Genomic DNA, 22,103 nt, shown 5'->3' on the forward strand with positions numbered 1-22,103 from the left:
TGGGTATGCGCCGGCCTAGCCGTGCCGCAAGCCGACGGCTGGCGGCGGCAACGCTGATTCTGGCAACAGCGCTGCCGAGTGTTGTCTTCGCCGCCCCCAAGGTGACAGAACGCAGCAAGCAAAAGCAGGTAGCGGAAGCGCAACGGGCCGATTTGCGCGAAAAACTTGACGCCCTTAAACGAGACATCAGCCACACCGAAACCGAAAAAGACAATGCCAGCGACGCTCTGACTGACTCTGAAAGCGCGATTTCCAAGGCCAAGCGTGCGTTGCGCGACCTCAGCGCCGAGCAAAGCCAGACGCAAGCCAAACTGAAGCAGTTGGCGAAACAACACGACGAACTCAGCAAAACCGTGGCAGCCCAGCAAACTCAGCTGGCCAACCTGCTGCGCCAGCAGTACGTTGCCGGCAACGAGGACCGCATCAAGCTGCTGCTGTCGGGCGACAATCCGAACCGCATCAACCGCGACCTGCAATACATGGGTTATGTGTCGCAAGCACAGGCCAAACTACTGGAATCGCTGCGCGCCAATCTGGCGGCGGTCGAAGCTAACCAAACCGAAACCCAAAGCGCCAAGGACGATCTGGGTGAGATTGCCAAAGAGCAACTTGACCAAAAGACCTTGCTGGAAAAAGAAAAAGCCAAGCGCGCGACCTTACTGGCGCAATTGTCCGGCAAACTGGCCAGCCAGCGCAAGGAAGTGGGCAGCATCCAACGCGACGAGCAGCGCTTGTCTGGCCTGGTTGACCGTCTTGACCAATTAATCGAGGCGCAAAAGAAAGCCGATGCCGAGGCCCGCGAAAAATTGCGCCAGCAGCAGTTGGCGCAAGCTCAGGCCCGGGCTCAGGCGCAGGCCGCACGCGAGCGCCAGAAAGCACTGGAGCAGCAGCGCGCCGCGCTGGCGAAAAAGACGCCGCCATCCAGTGACAGCCGAAATAAGCCGAAAACGCCGAATCCAGACGCCATCGACGACGACCAGCCGCCGCCAACCGCCGCGGCCACACCGGCCCCGACACCCGCCGCCACGCCGGCAGTGGCAGAAACCGCGCCAACGCCGATCGGCCGCAATGAGTTGACGCCGCAGGCCGACGGCAAGGATAGCGCTTACGGTCGGCCGTTCGAATCGTTACGCGGCCAATTGCGGCTGCCTGTGCGTGGCGACCTGATGGCGCGTTTCGGCGCCAAGCGCGGCGATGGCCCAGCCTGGAAAGGCTTGTTTATCCGCACCGCGGAAGGCACCGAAGTCAAGGCAGTCGCCGCCGGCAGGGTCGTATTGGCCGATTGGCTGCGCGGTTTCGGCAACCTGATTATTGTTGATCACGGCAACCAGTACATGACCATTTACGGGAATAATCAGGCATTATTGAAGCGGCCCGGCGACGCCGTCAAAACTGGCGATGTGATTGCCAATGCAGGCAACAGCGGTGGTAACGAACAATCGGGTTTATACTTTGAAATTCGGCATCAGAGCCGTGCGTTTGACCCACTCGGATGGGTAACTACTAGGTGAAACATGGGCAGTAAACTCAAGAATATCGGTCTCATCAGCTTGGGCGTCATCGCAGGGATCGGCGCCTCAATTCAGTTCGACGCGATTGCGCAGAAGAGTGCCGCCGCGCCGTTGCCGCTGGAAGAACTACGACAACTGGCAGATGTGTTCGGGCTGATCAAATCCGACTACGTCGAACCTGCGGATGATAAAAAACTGCTGACCGAGGCTATTTCCGGCATGGTGGCCTCGCTCGATCCGCACTCGGCCTATCTGGACAAGAAGGCTTACAAGGAGTTGCGCGAGAGCACGCAAGGCAAGTTTGTCGGTCTTGGCATTGAGGTCGGGATCGAAGATGGCTACATCAAGGTGGTGTCGCCGATCGAAGACTCGCCAGCCTATCGTGCCGGGATCAAGGCAGGCGACCTGATCACGCGCCTCGATTCGACCGCGGTCAAGGGTTTGAGTCTGGACCAGGCGGTCAAGCGCATGCGCGGCGAGCCGAACACCAAGATCACCCTGACCATTTCCCGCAAAGATGAAGACAAGCCACTGATCTTCAATATCACGCGTCAGGAAATCAAGGTGCAGAGCGTTAAGGCCAAAGTGGTGGAACCGGGCTATGCATGGCTGCGCGTAACGCAGTTTCAGGAGCCGACGGTTGATGATATGGCGAAGAAAATCGCCGCGATCTATGCCCAGGAACCGAATCTGAAGGGGCTGGTGCTGGACTTGCGTAACGATCCGGGCGGCGTATTGCCGGGCGCAATCGGCGTCTCTGCGGCTTTCTTGCCGAAAGATTCGGTTGTGGTCACTACCAACGGCCAGTTGCCAAGCTCCAAGGCTTCGTTCTATGCCAAGCGTGAGTACTACGCCAATCCGGGTAGTGATCCGCTGGCGAAACTGCCTGAGGCACTGAAGAAGGTGTCGATGGTGGTGCTGGTCAATACCGGCTCGGCATCGGCGTCGGAAATCGTCGCCGGCGCATTGCAGGATTACAAGCGCGCCACCATCATGGGCACCCAAACCTTCGGCAAGGGTTCCGTGCAATCGGTGATCGCGTTACCGCCGGATCGCAGTACCGCAGTCAAACTGACCACTGCCCGCTACTACACCCCGAACGGCCGCTCAATCCAGGCCAAGGGCATTGTGCCGGACCTGATCGTCGATGAATATGCCGACGGCGACGGCCTCAACGGCCTGCGTCTGCGGGAAGCCGACCTGACCAAGCATTTGAGCAACGACACCGACAAGGGTCCGGAAGTGACCTCGCCGAAAGTCGATGCGCTGGAAGAGGCGCAACGAATTGCCGCAGTTGAGAAAAAACGCAAGCCACTGGAATACGGTAGCAAGGACGATTTTCAGTTGGCACAGGCGCTTAATCAACTGAAGGGCTTGCCGGTCCAGGTTTCGAAAGTGAAACCGGACAGCCGCGGCGACGCCGATCAGGATGATAAGGATAGCAAGGACAATAACGACAACAAGGATAACAAAACGCCGCTCGGCGATGACAAGGCAGGCGGTGCCGTCAAGAAAGAGCAGAAAAAATAGCATTTTTTTGCGCTACACTAAGGCCGCGTCGGACGCGGCCTTTTTTTCGCCCGGGCGCGCTGCATTCCTGGATCTTATCGACAGTATCGTATCTTATGAACGACCAGCAACTACTGCGCTACTCGCGCCACATCCTGTTGGATGAGATCGACATTGAAGGCCAGGAAAAATTTCTGGCGGCACGGGCGCTGGTCATCGGGGTTGGCGGCCTCGGCTCGCCGGTGGCGCTGTACCTGGCTTCAGCCGGGGTCGGCAGCATCACCCTGGTGGACAACGATACGGTCGACCTGACCAATCTGCAACGGCAGATCCTGCACACCAGCGACCGCGTAGGCCAGGCCAAGGCGGCCTCCGGCAAGGCTGCGCTGACACAAATCAATCCGGATATACAGATCGTCGCACTGCCTGAGTGCGCCGACCAAAGGCGTCTTGCGGAACTGATCGGTAACGCCGACGTGGTGATCGATTGCAGCGACAATTTCACTACCCGACATGCAATCAATCGATCTTGTGTCGCGCTGAAAGTGTCGCTGGTATCGGGTGCGGCAATCCAGTTCGACGGCCAGCTTAGCGTGTTCGATGCCCGCGATGAAAGCTCACCCTGCTATGCCTGCCTGTTTCCGCCGGATCGGGCATTTGAAGAAACCGCCTGCGCCACCATGGGCGTGTTCGCGCCGCTGGTGGGCATTATCGGCAGCATGCAAGCCGCCGAAGCGCTCAAGCTGATTGCCGGGATCGGCACACCGCTGGTCGGCAAGTTACTGATGCTGGATGCGCGCAGCATGGAGTGGAGCCGCATCGGCGTTGCCCGCGATGCCGGTTGCCTGGTGTGTGGCGCACATTCGCACCCTTGATTCAGACCCGTCGTTGAATCAGATACGCAATCGCGCGCCGTTGTCTCGGCAAACGATTGCAGACTGCTCCTGTGCCAATTACGCGCTATGCAGCGCCCGCGCCGGATTGGCCGCCGGTTGCCGCGCCTTCAAGGCGCTTACCTTCTGGATCGTATCGGCGCAGGCACGGGCTGCCTCCGCACCCTTGACCAGGAAATGCTCATAGAAATATTTGTGGTGTTCTTCGCCACCGTGGAAATGGTGCGGCGTCAGCACTGCCGACAGCACCGGCACGGCCGTTTCCAGCTGCACCTGCATCAAGCCGCTGATCACTGCCTGGGCGACAAACTCATGCCGATAGATATCGCCATCCACCACTAATCCGGCAGCCACTACAGCGGCATAGTCACCGCTGCTGGCGAGCAATTTGGCATGCAGCGGGATTTCGTAGGCACCAGCGACTTCGAAGAAATCGATATCGCTTTCGGTGTAGCCGGACTTGGCGATTTCAGCAACGAAAGAAATCCGGCATTGACCGACAATATCGCGGTGCCATCCGGCCTGGATGAAGGCAATGCGTTCACCGGCAACCGCGGCGGACGCCTTGGATTTGATGGCGACGGGTTGATGTTGTTGCTGCTGTGGCTGCTGCATCTGACTGACTCCTGTTTGATCAATAAAAACAGGGCTTGTTGGATCGAAAGGAGGCGCGAATTTACACGACAAGCCATCGCAGTGCCAGGCGCCTCAGCCGCGCCCGGCAACACGCCAGCCAGCCCGGGCAAACACCGGACCGCCTGTTCTCTCTTTATCCGGACTATACCGTCGGCCCCGGGATCACACCGGGTCTGCTGACGTTGTCGCTACGGCGACAAGCGCTCGCGGGCTATGCGCATTGCACGCAATTACCGCCGGTGGGGAATCACCCCCCGCCCTGAGAACACTCACTTTATTGCATTACGCAATGAAGCAAGGCGCAAATTTATCATATAAATTGCGAGGCCGCAGAAGCCGGATAAATCCGGCGCTGGCAGTGTTAATGGCTTTTCTTCGCCAGCCCGAGGTAAGTGTCGATCACCTTTGGATTGTTTGCCAGCTCCGCTGCCGGGCCTTGCAAAGCGATGTCGCCGGTTTCCAGCACGTAAGCGTAATCAGCGACCTGCAGCGCGGCACGCGCGTTCTGCTCGACCAGCAAAATGGCGACACCAGTCTGCCTCAAGCCAACGATGATATGGAAAATTTCTTTGGCGATTAACGGTGCCAGGCCGAGGCTTGGTTCGTCCAGCATCAGCAATTGCGGCTTGGCCATCAGCGCGCGGCCGAGCGCCAACATCTGTCGTTCGCCGCCGGACAGGCTGCCAGCCTGTTGCTTGCGCCGCTGCTGCAGACGCGGAAACAGGTCGTACACGACCGCCATCTGATCGGCATAAGCACGCTCGCCGGCCTGGTAGCGGCGGTAGCTGCCGAGCAGCAAATTATCTTCCACTGTCATGCTGGCAAACAACTCGCGCTTTTCCGGCACCAGGCACATGCCGCGCGCAACGCGGGTTTCGATTGCCACATCAGCAGTATCCTGGCCCAGCAACCGCAGCGTGCCACGCATGCTGCCGTTGTTTGGCATGACGCCGGCAATCGCGTTGAGCATGGTCGATTTACCGGCGCCATTGGGGCCGATGACGGTGACGATCTGGCCACCGCCGACTGCCAGGCTGACACCGTGCAGCGCCTCGACTTTGCCGTAGGCGACGTGCAGATCGCCGACTTCGAGCACCGGACTGACGACGGTATTAGTCATCGATGCCTCCCAGATATGCTGCCAGCACTGCCGGGTTCTGCTGTATCTCAACCGGCAAGCCTTGCGCGATCTTGCTGCCGAACTCCATCACCACCAATTGATCGGTCAGATTCATCACGAAATCCATATCGTGCTCCACCAGCAAAATACTCATGCCCTCAGCCTTGAGCTTGCGTAGCAATGCCGCCAACGCTTGTTTCTCCTGGTAGCGCAACCCGGCCGCCGGCTCATCCAGCATGAGCAAGGTCGGATCGCAGCACAGAGCGCGGGCGATTTCCAGGATGCGCTGCTGACCGAGCGCCAGGCTGCCGGCTTCTTCGTACAATAAATGGCCAAGCCCGACACGCTCCAGCTGCAGTTTGGCCTCAAACAACAGCGCCTGCTCCTCATTCCGGTTAAGCCGCAGCAGGCTGATGGCGACGCCATTGACATCGTTATGGCTGCCGCGCAGATGAGCGCCGATGGCGACGCTCTCCAGCACCGTCATGGCCGGCATCAGCCGCACATGCTGGAAGGTGCGGGCAATGCCTTGCGCCACAATTTGGCGCGAACGCAAACCGGATATCTGCTGCAACTGGTTGTGGGCGCGTAAGCGGATTGCACCGCCGGTTAGCGGCAAGACGCCGCTAACCAGATTGAACATGGTCGACTTGCCGGCACCGCTGGGGCCGATCAGGCCGACGATCTGCCCGGCACGCAGATTGAAGCTGACATCGTTGACCGCTATCAGGCCGCCGAACTCCTTGCGTGCATTTTCAATCTCCAGGATGACTTCGCCGTCCGCATGCCGGACGCGGGTCGGCAAAGCTGTTGCCAAGACCGGCCCCACTGCCGTCGGTTTGCCGGGCAGAAGCTTACGCAGGTAAGGCCACAAACCGTCACGGGCGCGCTGCAACAATAGCAGCATCAGGATTCCGAACACGATGGTGTCGACATTACCGCTGGTGCCGAGGAGCTTCGGTAACAGTGATTGCAGCTGGTCCTTCAACAAGGTCAACAGCGCGGATCCAAGAATCGCACCCCACAGATAACCAGCACCACCGACTACCGCCATGAACAGGTATTCGATACCGGCATTGAGGCCGAATGGGGTCGGGCTCACAGCGCGCTGCAGGTGCGCATACAACCAGCCGGAGACGCTCGCTAGCAGCGCCGCCAGCACAAAGATCAGAATCTTGATCAGAGCCGTGTTGACGCCCATCGCCTCGGCCATCACGCCGCCGCCGTTGAGCGCGCGGATGGCACGCCCGGGCCGCGAATTGAGCAGGTTCTGCAAACCGGCCAGCGCCATCAGCAAGATCACCCAGATCAGGTAAAACATCTTGCGGCCGGTATCGAGCTCGATGCCAAACAGGCCGATAGAGGGAATGCCGTTCAAGCCATCGTACTTGCCGAGAAATTCCAGATTACCGAACAAAAAATACAGCGACAAGGCCCAGGCAATCGTGCCAAGCGGCAGATAGTGGCCGGATAAACGCATCGTAATGGCGCCGATGGCCAATGCCGCCAGCGTCGTCACGCACAAGCCGGCCAGCAGGCCGCACCATGGCGACCAGCCGAACTGGGTGCTCAGATAAGCGGTCGAATACGCGCCAAGGCCGACGAATGCCGCCTGGCCGAAGGATGTCAGGCCGCCGACCCCGGTCAACAACACCAGGCCCAGCGCGACGATGGCATACAGGCCGATGTAGTTGGCCAGCGCGATCCAGAATTCCGGCGTCGGCAAGATTGGCAGCAGCACCAGAACCGCGGCGAAGACGATGAACGGCAACTTATCGAAAAAGAAGCGACCCATCATTGATCCTCATCATCGATCTGCTTGCTGGTCAGCGACCGCCACAGTAGCGCCGGAATGATCAGCGTGAACACGATCACCTCCTTGAACGCGCTGGCCCAGAACGACGAATACGATTCCAGCAGGCCGACCAGCAAAGCGCCGGCAGCGGCAATCGGATAGCTGCCGAGGCCACCGATGATGGCACCGACAAAACCTTTCAAGCCGATCAGAAAACCGCTGTCGTAATACACGGTGGTCAACGGTGCGATCAGTATGCCGCACAGCGCGCCCAGCGCTGCCGCCAGCGTAAATGCCAAACGCCCTGCCTGCACGGTGCTGATGCCGGCCAGTTGCGCACCGAGACGATTGACGGCAGTGGCGCGCAACGCCTTACCGGACAAGCTCCGTTCAAAATACAAATAAAGCACGACAATCAGCAACAATGCCACGCCGATGATCACACAGCTCTGGCCGGACACGGTCAAGCCGCCGATCTGGAAACTGGCGTCAGAAAAAGGCACGGTGCGCGCACCTTCCGCGCCGAACATGAGCAGCCCGATGCCAATCAATGCGTAATGCACTGCCACCGAGACAATCAGCAGCACCAGCGTGCTGGCTTCCGCCAGCGGCTGAAACGCCAGCCGGTACACCATCGGCCCCATCGGCACCACAATCAACAAGGTCAGCATAACCTGCAGCGGCATCGCCAGCGCGGCATGGCCGTACAGACGTGCGAACACATAAACCGCCAGTGGCAGCAGTACGAATTTCAGGAAAGCCAAAGCGATACGTGGCAAAATTGCAGACCGGCTTTCACCGTTTCGGCCAAGCGACGCGGCTAGCGCTTCCTGGATGAAGCTAAGAATACCGAGCACTACCAGCAGCGTTGCAGAAAGGGGAAATTTGTCCGCCTGAATCGCGGCCAGCGTGAGTGCGCCAAAGGCGACGAACTCGCCTTGTGGGATGAAGATGACGCGGGTGACCGAAAACACCAGCACCAACGCCAATGCCAGCAGCGCGTAGACGGCACCGCTGCTGATACCATCCTGAGCCAGGATGGCGGCGATTGATAGATCCATTTACTGCGCTGCGCCCAGAAGTTTCCAATTGCCGTTGACGATTTCCACCATCACACGCGCACGCTGATCGAAGCCGACGTGGTCGCTCGGGCTCATGTTGACGATGCCTTGCGACACCGGCAGGTTCTTGATCGCTTGGATGCCGTCGCGCAGGGTAGCACGGAATTCCGGCGTACCGGGCTTACCCTTCCTCAGTGCTTGCGGCGCGGCGGCGCCCAGCAACATACCGGCATCCCAGGCGTGGCCGCCGAAGGTGGAAACGCTGCCGGCGCCATAGGCCTTTTCATAGGCCGTGCGATACGCCATGGCGGACTTCTTGACCGGATTGCTGTCCGCCAGTTGCTCGGCTACCAGCAACGGCCCGGCTGGCAGGAAGGTGCCTTCGCAATCCTTGCCGCAGACGCGCAGGAAATCGTTATTGGCGACGCCGTGGGTCTGGTAGATCTTGCCTTTGTAGCCGCGCTCCTTCAAGGTCTTTTGCGGCAACGCGGCGGGCGTGCCGGCGCCGGCGATCAGCACTGCGTCCGGGTTGGCGCTGACGATCTTTAACACCTGTCCTGTCACCGACGTGTCGGGACGGGCGAAACGTTCGTTGGCGACGATTTTGAGCTTGCGTAGTTCAGCCAGTTTAGAAAACTCGCGATACCAGCCTTCGCCATAGGCATCCGGAAAGCCGATGAAGGCCACACTCTTGACGCCGGCATCGAGCATGTGGGCAACGATGGCGGTCGCCATCTGCGAGTCGTTTTGCGGGGTCTTGAAAATCCAGCGGCGCTTGCCATCCAGCGGCTCCACCAACGCTGCCGAGGCCGCCATCGAAATCATCGGCGTGCCAGATTCGGTGGCGACATCGCTCATCGCCAGCGAACCTGGCACCACGGTCGAGCCGATCAGCAGGTCAACCTTTTCTTCACTGATCAGCTTGCGCGTATTCTTGACGGCGGTGGTGCTGTCGGTAGCATCGTCGAGCACGATGTATTGCACTTGCTGGCCGGAGATTTCTTTCGGCAGCAGCGCAAAAGTATTTTTTTCCGGAATGCCGAGCGACGCTGCGGGACCGGTGGCGGAGACGCTCACGCCGACCTTGATCTGAGCGAATGCACTGCCGCAGCTGATAGCCAGCGCGAATGTCGTTAATGCGGAAAGGCTGGTCTCCAACCATGCTTTTTTCATCTGATCTGCTCCATTGTGATGGTCACGCCTGATGTTGGCGTTTATGCTACACCGCAACCGCTTTGGTCGCCGCGGCCAGAGATGTTAGCAGGGTCCTGAGTGAGCGACAGCCAGTGTCGCTTTTCGACTACAGCCAGACAAGCAGGCCACACCACAACAACACATGAGAATCGGAGAAATTGCGCTGAATTCTTAGACCAGCATCAGCGCGATCTGCTGCGCAGCGCCGTCGCCCGGCTTGTGCTGGAAACGGCTCTTGGCGAAACGCTGCCAGCGCCCGAGCACGAAGCTAGTCAGGATATTGGCGCGCATTGTCGCTTCGGCCTCATTCGCCTCGCCTTGCGCAGCGGCCAGCCGCAGCGCCTGCTTCAGCGCCAGCTCAATACGATCAACGAACTGATTCATGCGCAACTGCAGGCGTTCATCCTCATTGACCAGCGCATCGCCGATGATGACGCGCGTCATGCCGGGATTGCGTTCGGCGAAATTGAGCAGCATCAGCGCGATGGCCTGCGCCTGGTACAAGCCTTTTTCCTGCTGCGCGCTGATCTGGTTGACCAGCCCGAACACGGTCGATTCGATGAAATCGATCAGCCCTTCGAACATCTGTGCCTTACTGGCGAAGTGCCGGTAAAGCGCGGCTTCGGATACCTCGATTTTTGCAGCCAACGCGGCGGTAGTGATTTTTTCACCCTTGGGCTGCTCAAGCATTGTCGCCAATGTCTGCAGGATTTGTAGTTTGCGTTCGCCGGGTTTGGTAGTTGCCATGATTTTTATTTTAGTAATGGATCGATTGGATCGATTGAATCAAGATAAAGGGACGAGATGCCGCCGCGCCGGCAATGACAGAACTATCGGCAGCCGACAGGTTATTCATCGTCAGCGACGGCAAACCCGGCATAGTAGACGTTGAACGACTGAATTTCAACGTAGCCGATGCAAATTTCTCGCCAGTTGTCGCACCGATTTTACTTCGACATCGACGTAGCCGGGGCGCTTTATCACGCCCGCATCGTTATTCAGATATTGCGTCACCCATACCGTGCGCATACCGACCTGTTTGGCTGCCTTGAGCGTGGCAATCGTATCCTCCACCAGAATGCAGCGCCCGGCCGTCACCCGCTCGCGCGCAATCAATTGCCGCAGCATGTGGCGCGACGGCTTCGGCCGCAACTGCCGGCGCACATGCATTGACTCAATCGAGATATGCTTGCCGAATTGTCGATGCAGGCGCAGATGCCGCAGTACGTCGGCAGAATAACGCTGCGGTGCATTGGTCAACAGTATCTTGCGGCCGGGCAGACGCTTCAATAAATTGATCAGGCCGCGTTCGGCCCGAATCATACTCACCAAATCGTCGAAACGATGCGCTTGCGTCAAAAACTGCTCGGGCCGCACCTGATGATGCTTGACCATGCCCAGCAAAGTCGCGCCGTAACGGCGCCAGTAAGCTTCTCTGGTGGCATTGACCGTGGCAGCATCGGCATCGACGCCGTCGCGCCCCAGCACGCGCGCCATGATCGCATTCATGTTGTCATGGATCGCCGGAAAAATCGCGTGGGAGGCGTCATGCAGAGTATTGTCCAGATCGAACAGCCATAGCGCTGTAGTATTCTTCATTGCTTGTTGAGTCACTGTCATCAGTCACTGTTATGCGTCATTGTGATGCTTCATTGTTGCGCCGCAAACGGGAATCGTTGTTCAAGGGATAAATTGTGTTTCATCAGATTATAGTGATATTGAACTTAACCGCCGCATTACTCAACAACCTGTTGAGGCCGTTGCAGCGATGCGCGCTGCGGCGCTTGCTGCTGCCGCTCGGGCTGGGCGCGTTGCTGGCGGCGACCGGTGCAGCTGGCGCCAGCTGCACCGACACCATCGGAAACGCGGCGCAGGCGGCCGGCCGCCAGGGTGGCGCCTTGTTCAGGATAGACCGCGACGGCCGCAGCGCTTATGTGTTCAGCACCATCCATGTCGGACGCGCAGATTTCTATCCGCTTGACGACAGGGTCTTGCAGGCTCTGCAACAAGCATCATGCGTCGCACTGGAGATTGATCCAAACAATACGCAGGCGCTGGCACCATGGATGGCCCGGTACGGCGTTTATGCCGATGGCAAATCGTGGCAGCAAGAGCTGCCCGCCGGATTACAGAAAAACCTCAATGCCCTGCTGGAAAAATACGGCATGACGCCAGCCAGCGTTGCCAACTTGAAGCCGTGGCTGCTGGCCACCGTATTGGGTATCAGCGCATACGCCAGCCAAGGTTATCAGCCGCAGTTTGGGGTCGACACCGCGCTGGCGAATTTTGCCAAGAGCAGTAACAAGAGGCTGATTGAGCTAGAGACGCCGGAACAGCAGCTGGCGTTGCTGGGCGGTTTGTCGGCGGCGGAACAAATCCAGTTCCTGCAAGACAGCGTCGATGAAATTCGGGATCCGCTCAAGGCGCAACGCGCGTTGCAACTGCTTACCCTATGGCGCAACGGCGACATCGACGGCCTGGCCGCAATGCTGGCTGAGATGACCGGCGAACAGACTTTTTCCAGCCGCTTCGTGCAACGTGCATTGCTCGATGGCCGCAATCCAGGCCTGGCGGATCGGATTGACAAACTTAGCAACGCATCACCGCACGCCTTCGTCGGCATCGGCATGCTGCATCTGGTCGGCCCCAACAGCGTGCTGACGCTGCTGCAACGGCGCGGCTATGCGGTGCAACGGGTTTATTAAAAACTGTGCCGCTATCCAGCGAATCTTTGATCGAAGTCAACATCGGGCTTTTTGAAATCTTCTCAACATGCCGACGCTACGGCTATGGCGCATCGATACTGCATATAATCCAGTCTTATCAACTTGCCGCACTGCCTCCACATGTCCTCCAGCCACAATCCGACCACATTGCCCAATTACCGTCGCCTTTGGAACGGACGGCAGCGTTTTGTGCTGTTCGATAGTGAATTTGGCGATGGCACGGATTTTCTGAGCGCATGGCAGGCCTGGCGCGATGATCCTCAACGGCCGCAGCAACTGCATTACCTGGCCTTGGCGCCAGACATGCCAACCGTAGAGGAGGTGCAGATAACTTGCAGCCGAGAACCGGCATGGCAAGCATTGTCGACCGAGCTGTGCAGGTTATGGCCCGTTGCACTGCCTGGATTTCACCGCCTGCTTCTGGAGCGCGAGCAGGTAGTGTTGACCCTGATGTGCGGTGACAGCAGCGCCTGCTTGCGACAAATCGCAGCTAGCGTTGATGCTTTCCACATACATGGACGCCACTGGCAAGGCTGGGCGCTGCCGACGCTCGGCGCACTGGGCAAGCTGGCAGGTGCGGGTGCCAGTCTGTCGCTTCCAGCCACCGACCAGGCACGCCGCAAGCGACTTGAACAAGTTGGCTTCGCCTTTGGCAGCGACACCGTTGACGCCGCTGGCGCCGATGGCATGCTGCATGCACGATTTGCACCCCGCTTCAGCCCGCGCCAGAGGCTGGCAGGCGCGCGGCCGCAAGGTGAGCGCCACGCTATCGTGATCGGCGCTGGCCTGGCCGGTAGCGCCGCCTGCCAGCGCCTGGCGCGACGAGGCTGGCGCCTGACACTGGTGGAAAGCCACGCGGCGCCGGCACAGGAGGCATCCGGCAACAGCGCCGGTATTTTCATGCCGCTACTGTCACGTGACGACAATCCCAGCTCGCGCCTGAGCCGCAACGCCTACCTGTTTGCGCAACAGGTGTGGCGCCACCTCGGCGGCATCGGCCAGGGATTCGAGGGCTCTGATTGCGGCGTCTTGCAGATTGCCCGCGACGACGTCCATGCCGAGGCACAACGACAATTAGCCGCGCACTGGCGCTATCCGGCCGAATTTGCCGAATGGCTCGAACAACCGGCGGCCTCAGATCTGGCCGGCTGCCGGGTCAGCGGCGGCGGCTGGTACTTTCGCGGTGCCGGCTGGATACAGCCGGGCAGCCTTTGCCATGCCATGCTAAGGGATTGCGGCACAGCGCTGCAATCGCGTTTCGGACAACCGGCGGCCAGTATTGCGCGCATCAACGACGCCTGGCTGATACGCGATTCAAACGGCGTAACGATTGCCAGCGCACCGGTGGTTATCCTGGCGAATGCCTGCGGCGCGCTGAATTTCACACAAGCGCGAGCGCTGCCGCTGACGGCGATCCGTGGCCAGATCAGCCATCTCGATGCAGCCAGCGCACCTGCCATAGCCCCGGTGCTATGCGGCGCAGCGTATCTGACGCCTGCCTGCGCCGGTATCTGCAGCAGCGGCGCGTCATACGACGAGGACCAGCAAACGACACTGCGACAAGCAAGCCAGGACGATAACCTGACACGCTTGGCCAGGATGTTGCCGGACTGGCGTCATGACAATTTGCTGTTACGCGGACGGGTCGGCTTTCGCTGCGTGGCGAGCGATCGTTTGCCGTTAGTCGGAGCACTGCCGGACAGCAGCGCGGCGTGCCAGGTGCGCGAGCCGAAATTGCATGACTTGCCACGTTTTCCCGGACTCTACAGTCTGCTCGGCTATGCCTCGCGCGGCTTGATCTGGGCGCCGCTGGCAGCAGAAATATTGGCGGCACAGCTGGACGGTGAACCGCTGCCGCTGGAAGCCGATCTGGCGGCGGCACTCGATCCGGCGCGTTTTTTACGCAAACAACACCGCGCCGGGTAACGCTGCACGGGCAGCGTCCCCTTCGAGCGGCGACGCGCCCCGCAAGGCAGGACCAAAAAAAGCGCCCGCAGGCGCCTTTAGGATCAGTTCAAGCGACTTAACGCGCCCACTGATTCGGCCTGAACCGCCAATCGCCGCGCGGACCGCGCTCCCAGCGTGGCGGCACATAATGGTAGCCTGGCCGGGCGCGGATCCAGGAGCCGCCGATCCAGACATGGCGACGCCCATCCCAACGCCAATAACAGGGCGCCCAAACAAAACCGCGGCGTGGCGGCGGCACCACTTCATAGCCCGGTGGCGGCGGCTGACCAATCTGTACGCTGACATAGGCCTGCGCCTGCGCAGGGCTGACTGCCGTCATCAATCCCGCGCCCAGGGTCAGCAAGCTGACGCACAAAATGGATTTGATCTTCATGGATTACCTCTTGATTCATTTAAAAACTTCCGGTGACAATTAAATATAGGTCATAACTATGTCGACACTTGTAAGTTTGTGTTTCCAAAAGACACAGCTTCCCGATGCTGCCGGAATCGCTCGCAAGGCTGCCACGGCGGCGACGCTAAGGTAAAATGGCGATCTGCCAGACAGCATTGTCGTTTTACAAAAAATAATCGTGGGGCAAAGCAGCAACGTTGCCGCAGCGCGACGCCAGACCCGAAACCCCACCTGACTTCCCGGAATACCCATGTTGCGATTGAACGAAGTACAACTCCCCCTCGACCACCCGGAAGAGGCGCTCCACAGCGCGATCCTGGAACGCCTGGGAATCGGCGCCGAAGCAATGCTTGGTTACACAATTTTCCGACGCAGCTACGATGCCCGCAAAAAAAACCGCCGTCATCCTCACCTACACGGTAGATGTTGAGTTAAAAGATGAAGTTGAGGTACTCAAACGCCTGGCACGTGACCGCAACGTGATGCCGACGCCGGATACCAACTACCACTTCGTGGCTCGGGCCCCGAGCAACTTGACATCGCGCCCGGTGGTCATCGGCACCGGCCCCTGCGGCCTGTTCGCCGGCCTGATCCTGGCGCAGATGGGCTTCAATCCAATCATCCTGGAACGCGGCAAGGCGGTGCGCGAACGCACCAAGGACACCTGGGGCCTGTGGCGCAAACGCGAACTGCAGCCGGAGTCAAACGTCCAGTTCGGTGAGGGCGGAGCCGGCACTTTTTCCGACGGCAAGCTGTGGACCCAGATCAAAGACCCCAGGCATTACGGCCGCAAGGTGCTCACCGAGTTCGTCAAGGCCGATGCGCCAGAAGAAATCATGTACGTCAGCAAACCGCACATCGGCACTTTCCGGCTGGTCAAGATGGTGGAGCAGATGCGCGCCACCATCGAAGCACTGGGCGGCGAATTCCGCTTCCAGCAAAAAGTGGAAGATCTCACCATCAAGTCCGACCACGGCCACGGTCAGATAGCGGCCGTGGTACTGGCCAGCGGAGAAACCATTGTCACCGACCATGTCGTGCTGGCGATTGGCCACAGCGCCCGTGATACCTTCCAGATGCTGTACGAGCGCGGCGTCTACATCGAAGCCAAGCCGTTCTCGCTGGGCTTCCGCATCGAGCATCCGCAATCGCTGATCGACCGCTGCCGCTTCGGCCCCAGCGCGGGTCATCCGATCCTCGGCGCGGCCGACTACAAGCTGGCGCATCACGCAGAAAACGGCCGTGCGGTATACAGCTTCTGCATGTGCCCGGGCGGCACCGTGGTTGCCGCCACGTCGGAGCCGGGCCGCGTCGTCACCAATGGCATGAGCCAGTACTCGCGCAACGAACGTAACGCCAACAGCGGCATCGTGGTTGGCATCACACCGGCCGACTATCCCGGCCATCCGCTGGCCGGCATCGCCTTCCAGCGCGAGTGGGAATCGCGCGCCTTCGAACTCGGCGGCGGCACCTACGACGCGCCCGGTCAGCTGGTCGGCGATTTCCTCGCCGGCCGGGCCGTCCACCGCGCTCGGTTCGGTGATCCCATCGTACAAACCAGGCGTCCACCTGGGCGACCTCAGCACTGCGCTGCCGGACTACGCCATCACCGCCATGCGCGAGGCATTGCCGGCTTTCGACAAACAGATCCGCGGCTTCGCCATGGCCGATGCCGTTCTGACCGGCGTCGAGACTCGCACCTCATCGCCAATCCGCATCAAGCGCCGCGACGACAATCTGCAAAGCCTGAACACCAGCGGCTTGTTCCCCGCTGGCGAAGGCGCCGGCTATGCGGGCGGCATCATGTCGGCAGCGATTGACGGTATCCGGGTGGCGGAGGCGGTGGCACTGAGCATGATGGAGAAAAATCAGACGCTCTGATCGGATGTTCAGATTGTTTGCAACAAAAAAATACGCCAGCTTGAACTGGCGTATTTTTTTGAAAAACCCGACCCGCAATGCGCTGCGAGGGCAGCGCCGCAGAACTACTTGCGGGCATCGCGCGTTGCCTGGTGCAGCCTGGCTCAGCTCGATCTGCTTGCGCCGCGTATCGTCGGTATCGCTGAGCACGATCCAACCCTTTTCACGCATCGACTTCAGGCGCGCATGCAGCATCGCCGGTGAACCGAGTTCGCTTTGTGACATCATGCCACGCACTGACAGGCGCTCCTTGGCTTGCCCGTCACGCGCCACAAAAGCCAGGATGCGATCTTCCAGCGGATCAAGCGATGGCAGTGACGGCAAACCACGCAAAGCATTGGCTAGTTGTAGAAAACGCACGTAGATATCGGCGGGGCGATTATATTTGTCCATGGCCACTTTATCAACTCTGCAATAGGGAACAGTATGGTAGCGCTCTTAAATTTATACCAATCATACGCGTTATTTAACAACATTCGCAAGTAGCTTCCTGCGCTTACGCAAATACTTCGGTAATATACGCGCGCCATGCCTTCCACTTCGCCCACTACCGCGAAATTGCATCTCAGCCTGATGACGGTCAGTACCACCGCGGCCATCTACATGCTGGTGTATATGGCCAATGACTGGCTGTTCAAGCAAATCGAATTTACGCAGGGAATCGCCTGGGTTTATCTGCCGGCAGGCATACGTCTTATTTGCACGTTGCTGTTTGCCGAGTCCGGCGTGTTCGGCATCCTCATTGCATCGCTGCTCACCTCCAGCATCTACGCAATCTTTCCGGACGATCCGCTCACTACCATCGGCTATAGCGTCATCTCGGCATTAGCACCTTATCTGGCCTATCGCTTCACGCTGCAGGAGATGCGCCTGCAGCGCTCACTGAGTAATCTGACTACCACACGTCTGCTGGCCTGCATCCTGTTGTATGGCCTGACCAATCCGCTGCTACAGCTAATGTGGTTTGTGATGCGCGGCGTCTCCTATCATTTCTGGTCGGGCCTGATCGTGATGTCGATCGGCGATCTGACCGGCTCGCTGATCGTGGTCTATGCGATCAAGATCCTGCTGTCCTTCTTGCCGCTGCCGCGTCGTTAATTATTAGCAATCGTTCGCGATGATTCAAACGAAATAATTTGCACACGCCTGAGCCGTCGCGCCATGACAGCGCGTGGTGTTGCCACCACATGGGTACCAAGAAAAATCGATTGTAATACTTACGAAATATTTCCTCGCTATTCTGCCGCACAGTTATAGAAATTATAGCGGTCAAACGGCCGCTATCTCTGCAAATACTTGACTGGAGTACGGCATGCGTAGTTGGGGCGAACCGAAGAAGCGTAAGGCTCGCGTCGAAATTATTCCAATGATCGACGTCATGATGTTTCTGCTGGTGTTTTTTGTATTGATTAGTCTCAACGTGATTCCCGCGCTTGGCCTGAAAACCCACTTGCCAAGCGCCAGCAGCTCGCAGGATTTGAAACCGCAAAACAAGGCAGTCATCACAATCGGCATGAACGACGCATTGCAGGTCGATGGCGTCGACACCAAACTCGGAGAGTTGGCAGCGCGCCTGAACCAGGCCAAGAAAGACGGCGAGAAACTCAATGTGATCGTCAACAGTGACCACGGCGTCGAAGTGCAGCGTCTGGTGGAGGTCATGGATACTTTGAAGCAGAACGGCTTCGAATCGATCTCTATCGCCACCCGCAAGCCGTAGATCGAAAAATGACGAACATGACAACCATGCCGTTTTTTTATCGATTCCGCGAGGCAGTGGCGACGCTGCCATCCCTGCTGATACTCACCATCCTCATCTTGGCAGGCGTCCAGCAAGCGGTGAAGATTACACCGCACACCGACAACTCGACGGTGCAGATCGCTTTATCCGAGCCGGAACCGCCGGCGCCGCCAGTGGTCACGCCACCCCCGCCGGCACCACCGCAAGTCGTCAAGCCCACGCCGGTTGCGCAAATACAACCGGTTCGCCAGCAACCGGCACCGCAGCCGACAATTGCGCCGGAACCGCTCAGTAGCGCTGCCAGCGCAGAAGTCGCGGCACCGACACCAATATCACCCCCCCAAAGCCACTCCTACCCCAGCGCCGTCGGCGCCTCCGGCGCAGGAAGCGCCAGCGCCGGTCAAGCCAAACAATGCCAGCCTGGAAGCCAGCTACGTCGGTAAGTTACGCGCCCATTTGAACAGCATCAAACGTTATCCGACCGGCCGCGAAGCCAGCCAGCAAAAACCGCAGGGCAAGGTCAAAGTGTGGTTCGTACTCAAGCGCGACGGCAGCCTGGTGGAACAGGGAATAGAGGAATCTTCGAATTCCATGCTGCTTGACGACGCTGCTCGCAAGACCATCAACCGCGCTACTTTTTCTGCTTTTCCTGAATCCAGCTGGGCTGGGGAAGCGACGCACCGATTCAACGCCGAGTTGGAGTTCATTCCCGGGGCGGGATGAATACCGAATTTAACCAGCACTTTTAACCGACGTACCACACCTAAAACGTACAGGGAGTAATGCCATGCAATTCAAAGTCACCCGGCTGTCACTGCTAATCTCCGGGTTATTCATCGCCACCAGCCCGCTGGGCTACGCTGCCGACACCACTGAAGTCGGCAAGGTCACCGTGCAGGGCGATGCCAACGGTGGTCAAAACACCGGCCTGATCCAGCAAGAAGAGACGCCAAAAGCGCGCAGCTCGGTGAATCGCGAATACATGGAAAAGCAAAGCACTACCAGCAACCCATACCAGATGATCAATCTGCTGCCTGGCGTGAACTCATACGACCAGGACGGCACCGGCCTGTTCGGCGGCAACGTGCGCGTGCGCGGCTTCAACAGCGATCAATTGGGCTTCACCATCAATGGCGCACCGGTCAACGATTCCGGCAACTTCGCCGTATATCCTCAGGAATATACCGATGCCGAAAACCTGTGCGAGATTTTCGTCACGCAAGGCTCGACCGATACTGAGGCACCGCACGTCGGCGCCTCTGGCGGCAATATCGGCATGACAATGTGTACGCCGGAAGATCAGCAACGCTTCCGTACCGAGTACACGTTTGGCTCGAACAGTCTGCAAAAAGGCTATGTGCGCTTCGATTCGGGCAAGATTTTCAATGATCGCTTCAAGTTCTTCCTGTCCTATTCGAAAACTCAGGCTGACAAATTCAAAGGCAATGGCCGGGCCGACAAGCAACACGTCGATTTCAACAGCAAGTTCGATCTGGGAGCCGGCAGCTATGTCGACTCCAGCTTCACGTACAACTCGGCGCTTAACAACAACTACCGCACACTGACCAAGGCGCAAATCGCCCAGTACGGCCCGAATCTGGATTTCGGCACAGTTGCTCCGGTACACCAGCCGGGCGGAACAGGCGCGCAAAACGATTCGACTTATGGCCCCAACGCCGGCATCAACACCGGTGCCAAGAACCTGTACTACGGCTACAACCTGAATCCATTCAAGAACTGGTTGGCCACAGTTAACGCCCACTTCCAGCTGGCACCGGCATCGAGCATCGATGTCAGCCCCTACATGTGGTACGGCTTCGGCACCGGCGGCAATCAGCTGCAAACGCTGTCCGAGGGCAATGCCGGCAACCTGTTGGGCGGCGGCGTACGTGATATCAACGGCGACGGCGATACCAAGGACACCGTGTTTGTCTACGAAGGCACCCGCACCCGCACCTATCGTCCAGGCGTGACAATCAAGTACAACCAGCAAATCGATAACCATAAGCTGATGGTCGGCTACTGGTATGAGCGTGCACGTCATCAGCAAACCGGCCCGTACACCACGATCGACAACAACGGCAACGCTGCCGATGTCTGGCTCAACAATCCAGGTGCGTGGTTGAAAAACCAGGATGGCTCGTATGTGCAGTATCGCGATACGCTGACCATCAGCACCGGCAAATCGGCATTTGCACAAGACAGCATCAGCCTGATGCAGGACCAGTTGAACCTGCAGATCGGTGCGCGCTATTCCAGTATCGACCGCAACTTTACCAACAACCCAAGCCAGAGCTCGCCGGGCTTCTATACGTTGCAGAAATCGTATTCCGATCTGCTGCCTAGCTTCGGTGCGCGGTATCAACTGGATCAGGCGCAATCGGTGTTTTTCAATGCCGCCAAGAACTTCAAGGCGCCAGGCAATTTCTCCTATTTCAACCTGATCTCCGGCGGCAATTTCGTCAACGGCGTGTACACCGGCGGGACCGTACGTCCGGTACCAGTGGACAAGGAGACTTCCTGGAACTATGACCTTGGCTACCGTTATGCCGCCGACAAATGGACCTTCTCCGGCTCGCTGTTCTACATCAATTTCAAGAATCGCATCGCGACCTCTTACAACCAGGACACAAATAGCAATACCGATTACAACGTCGGCGATTCGACCTCCAAGGGTCTGGAGCTGGAATCCGGTTATTCAATCACCAAGAATCTGAGTCTGTATGGCTCGCTGTCTTACATCAAGAGCAAAATGGACAGCAACCTGCAGTACTCGGCGACGGCGACACTGCCAACCGGCGGCAAGGAATTTCCTGATACGCCGAACTGGCTGAGCGGCCTCAGCCTGCAATACGCGCAAGACAACTGGTACCTGTTCAGCCAGGCCAAATACACAGGCAAGCGTTACACCATGCTGGTCAACGATGACAGCATCGGCGGTTATACCTTGTTCAACGTCGGCGGCGGCTACACCTTGCCGTCGTCCACGTGGCTGAAGAATCCGACGCTCAAGTTCAACGTCAACAATATCTTTGACAAAAAATTCCTGAGCCTGAGCTCCGGCAGCGGCAGCCAGTTCACCACGAATGCCGTGGCGATCGGCAGCATCGCCGCAGCAACGCCGTCGTTCTATGTCAGCCCTCCACGTACCTTCAGCGTGTCGCTGATCGCGGATTTCTAACGCAACTTTAGCAACCCGGGCGGCGGACTCCGGCCCGCCGCTCCTTACACAAGGGACATCGAAAAGCCGCAGCAAACGCTGCAAGATCAGTAGCAGAAGTGACCACGACAAGGCACGGCCATGCCGCAGTAAGGTGATGAATAGCGCCGTGTCGAGGGCAGCATGCAGTAGTTTTTCGAAATCCCGACAAGTGCCTTCGTGCGCAGAGAGGTCAATATGAACATGCAATTATTCCACGAGCTCGCTTTCTACCTGATGTACGCCTGTGCCGCTTTGGCGCTATTCGTGATTGTAGAACGCGGGCTATTCTTCAACTACACCCTACGCCAGGCCATCGGGCTGGAAAAAGCCATGACCCACGCAGTCCAGCACGTCAAGGAACTGCCGGCAGAACTGACGGCGCGCGCCAGCCTGCCGCTCACCTTGGTATCCGACATCCTCGCCGAAAAACATC

At 58.6% G+C, this 22,103-nt stretch carries 18 protein-coding genes, 3 pseudogenes and 1 riboswitch; of the genes and pseudogenes, 12 read left to right on the forward strand and 9 right to left on the reverse strand.

Translation table 11 applies throughout. The features are described 5' to 3' along the window. The first annotated feature begins 5 nt into the window (after positions 1–5). The 3 genes from ACIQ0R_RS00135 (at position 6) to ACIQ0R_RS00145 (ending at position 3,895) form a co-directional block, all read left to right on the forward strand. Complete coding sequence (locus ACIQ0R_RS00135) at positions 6–1,511, forward strand: murein hydrolase activator EnvC family protein (protein ID WP_395822478.1); 1,506 nt, start codon at positions 6–8, stop codon at positions 1,509–1,511. A 3-nt stretch (positions 1,512–1,514) separates the two neighbouring features. Beyond that, positions 1,515–3,041 carry a S41 family peptidase gene (locus ACIQ0R_RS00140; RefSeq protein ID WP_395822480.1) on the forward strand — a complete coding sequence of 509 codons (1,527 nt, stop codon included), beginning with the start codon at positions 1,515–1,517 and terminating at the stop codon, positions 3,039–3,041. Between the two features lie 95 nt (positions 3,042–3,136). After that, entirely contained in the window at positions 3,137–3,895 is a 759-nt protein-coding gene (locus tag ACIQ0R_RS00145; protein WP_395822482.1) for a HesA/MoeB/ThiF family protein, read from the forward strand. Between the two features lie 78 nt (positions 3,896–3,973). Here the strand turns inward: ACIQ0R_RS00145 and ACIQ0R_RS00150 are convergent, their stop codons facing one another. From ACIQ0R_RS00150 to ACIQ0R_RS00180, 7 genes are all read right to left on the reverse strand, one after another. Then, positions 3,974–4,528: a 6,7-dimethyl-8-ribityllumazine synthase gene (locus ACIQ0R_RS00150; RefSeq protein WP_395822484.1), complete on the reverse strand. Its 555-nt coding sequence runs from the start codon at positions 4,526–4,528 to the stop codon at positions 3,974–3,976. Positions 4,529–4,669: 141 nt separating this feature from the next. After that, a riboswitch (FMN riboswitch) is annotated at positions 4,670–4,820 on the reverse strand. Positions 4,821–4,910: 90 nt separating this feature from the next. After that, on the reverse strand, positions 4,911–5,669 hold the full coding sequence (locus tag ACIQ0R_RS00155) for an ABC transporter ATP-binding protein (RefSeq protein WP_395822486.1): 759 nt from the start codon (positions 5,667–5,669) through the stop codon (positions 4,911–4,913). Further along, positions 5,662–7,464 carry an ATP-binding cassette domain-containing protein gene (locus ACIQ0R_RS00160; RefSeq protein ID WP_395822488.1) on the reverse strand — a complete coding sequence of 601 codons (1,803 nt, stop codon included), beginning with the start codon at positions 7,462–7,464 and terminating at the stop codon, positions 5,662–5,664. The genes ACIQ0R_RS00155 and ACIQ0R_RS00160 overlap by 8 nt, the downstream gene beginning before the upstream one ends. Then, a complete protein-coding gene (locus ACIQ0R_RS00165; protein WP_395822490.1) occupies positions 7,464–8,525 on the reverse strand; it encodes a branched-chain amino acid ABC transporter permease in 1,062 nt (353 codons plus the stop codon). Before ACIQ0R_RS00165 ends, ACIQ0R_RS00160 begins: the two co-directional genes overlap by 1 nt. Next, positions 8,526–9,698 (reverse strand): ABC transporter substrate-binding protein, encoded by a 1,173-nt coding sequence (locus ACIQ0R_RS00170; protein WP_395822492.1) that lies wholly within the window; start codon positions 9,696–9,698, stop codon positions 8,526–8,528. Between the two features lie 192 nt (positions 9,699–9,890). Further along, entirely contained in the window at positions 9,891–10,466 is a 576-nt protein-coding gene (gene slmA, locus ACIQ0R_RS00175) for a nucleoid occlusion factor SlmA (protein WP_395822494.1), read from the reverse strand. A gap of 156 nt (positions 10,467–10,622) precedes the next feature. Next, the gene (locus ACIQ0R_RS00180; RefSeq protein WP_395822496.1) at positions 10,623–11,318 is read right to left on the reverse strand and encodes an HAD-IA family hydrolase; all 696 of its coding nucleotides are present in this window, start codon (positions 11,316–11,318) and stop codon (positions 10,623–10,625) included. A gap of 119 nt (positions 11,319–11,437) precedes the next feature. Here ACIQ0R_RS00180 and ACIQ0R_RS00185 point away from each other — a divergent pair, with 119 nt between their 5' ends. Both ACIQ0R_RS00185 and mnmC read left to right on the forward strand, forming a co-directional pair. Then, complete coding sequence (locus tag ACIQ0R_RS00185; protein WP_395822498.1) at positions 11,438–12,424, forward strand: TraB/GumN family protein; 987 nt, start codon at positions 11,438–11,440, stop codon at positions 12,422–12,424. 141 nt (positions 12,425–12,565) lie between these two features. Then, complete coding sequence (gene mnmC, locus ACIQ0R_RS00190) at positions 12,566–14,371, forward strand: FAD-dependent 5-carboxymethylaminomethyl-2-thiouridine(34) oxidoreductase MnmC (protein ID WP_395822500.1); 1,806 nt, start codon at positions 12,566–12,568, stop codon at positions 14,369–14,371. Positions 14,372–14,468: 97 nt separating this feature from the next. Here mnmC and ACIQ0R_RS00195 read toward each other — a convergent pair whose 3' ends face one another. Then, entirely contained in the window at positions 14,469–14,786 is a 318-nt protein-coding gene (locus tag ACIQ0R_RS00195) for a YXWGXW repeat-containing protein (protein ID WP_395822502.1), read from the reverse strand. Between the two features lie 271 nt (positions 14,787–15,057). On the opposite strand from ACIQ0R_RS00195, the pseudogene ACIQ0R_RS00200 reads away from it, so the two are divergent. Beyond that, a pseudogene (locus ACIQ0R_RS00200) lies at positions 15,058–16,688 on the forward strand (NAD(P)/FAD-dependent oxidoreductase). 132 nt (positions 16,689–16,820) lie between these two features. Here ACIQ0R_RS00200 and ACIQ0R_RS00205 read toward each other — a convergent pair. Continuing rightward, positions 16,821–17,120 (reverse strand): annotated as a pseudogene (locus ACIQ0R_RS00205) (winged helix-turn-helix domain-containing protein); the annotation flags it as partial. 135 nt (positions 17,121–17,255) lie between these two features. On the opposite strand from ACIQ0R_RS00205, the gene ACIQ0R_RS00210 reads away from it, so the two are divergent. From ACIQ0R_RS00210 to ACIQ0R_RS00235, 6 genes and pseudogenes are all read left to right on the forward strand, one after another. Next, complete coding sequence (locus ACIQ0R_RS00210; RefSeq protein ID WP_395822504.1) at positions 17,256–17,825, forward strand: hypothetical protein; 570 nt, start codon at positions 17,256–17,258, stop codon at positions 17,823–17,825. Positions 17,826–18,039: 214 nt separating this feature from the next. Beyond that, on the forward strand, positions 18,040–18,447 hold the full coding sequence (locus tag ACIQ0R_RS00215) for an ExbD/TolR family protein (RefSeq protein ID WP_395822506.1): 408 nt from the start codon (positions 18,040–18,042) through the stop codon (positions 18,445–18,447). An 8-nt stretch (positions 18,448–18,455) separates the two neighbouring features. Continuing rightward, positions 18,456–18,911 (forward strand): hypothetical protein, encoded by a 456-nt coding sequence (locus ACIQ0R_RS00220; RefSeq protein ID WP_395822508.1) that lies wholly within the window; start codon positions 18,456–18,458, stop codon positions 18,909–18,911. A 13-nt stretch (positions 18,912–18,924) separates the two neighbouring features. Further along, the gene (locus ACIQ0R_RS00225; RefSeq protein ID WP_395822510.1) at positions 18,925–19,191 is read left to right on the forward strand and encodes a TonB family protein; all 267 of its coding nucleotides are present in this window, start codon (positions 18,925–18,927) and stop codon (positions 19,189–19,191) included. A 64-nt stretch (positions 19,192–19,255) separates the two neighbouring features. Then, positions 19,256–21,649 (forward strand): TonB-dependent receptor, encoded by a 2,394-nt coding sequence (locus ACIQ0R_RS00230; protein WP_395822512.1) that lies wholly within the window; start codon positions 19,256–19,258, stop codon positions 21,647–21,649. A gap of 216 nt (positions 21,650–21,865) precedes the next feature. Beyond that, positions 21,866–22,103: pseudogene (locus ACIQ0R_RS00235) on the forward strand (MotA/TolQ/ExbB proton channel family protein); the annotation flags it as partial.

This window comes from Collimonas sp. (assembly GCF_044339385.1).
Taxonomy (GTDB): Bacteria; Pseudomonadota; Gammaproteobacteria; order Burkholderiales; family Burkholderiaceae_D; genus Collimonas.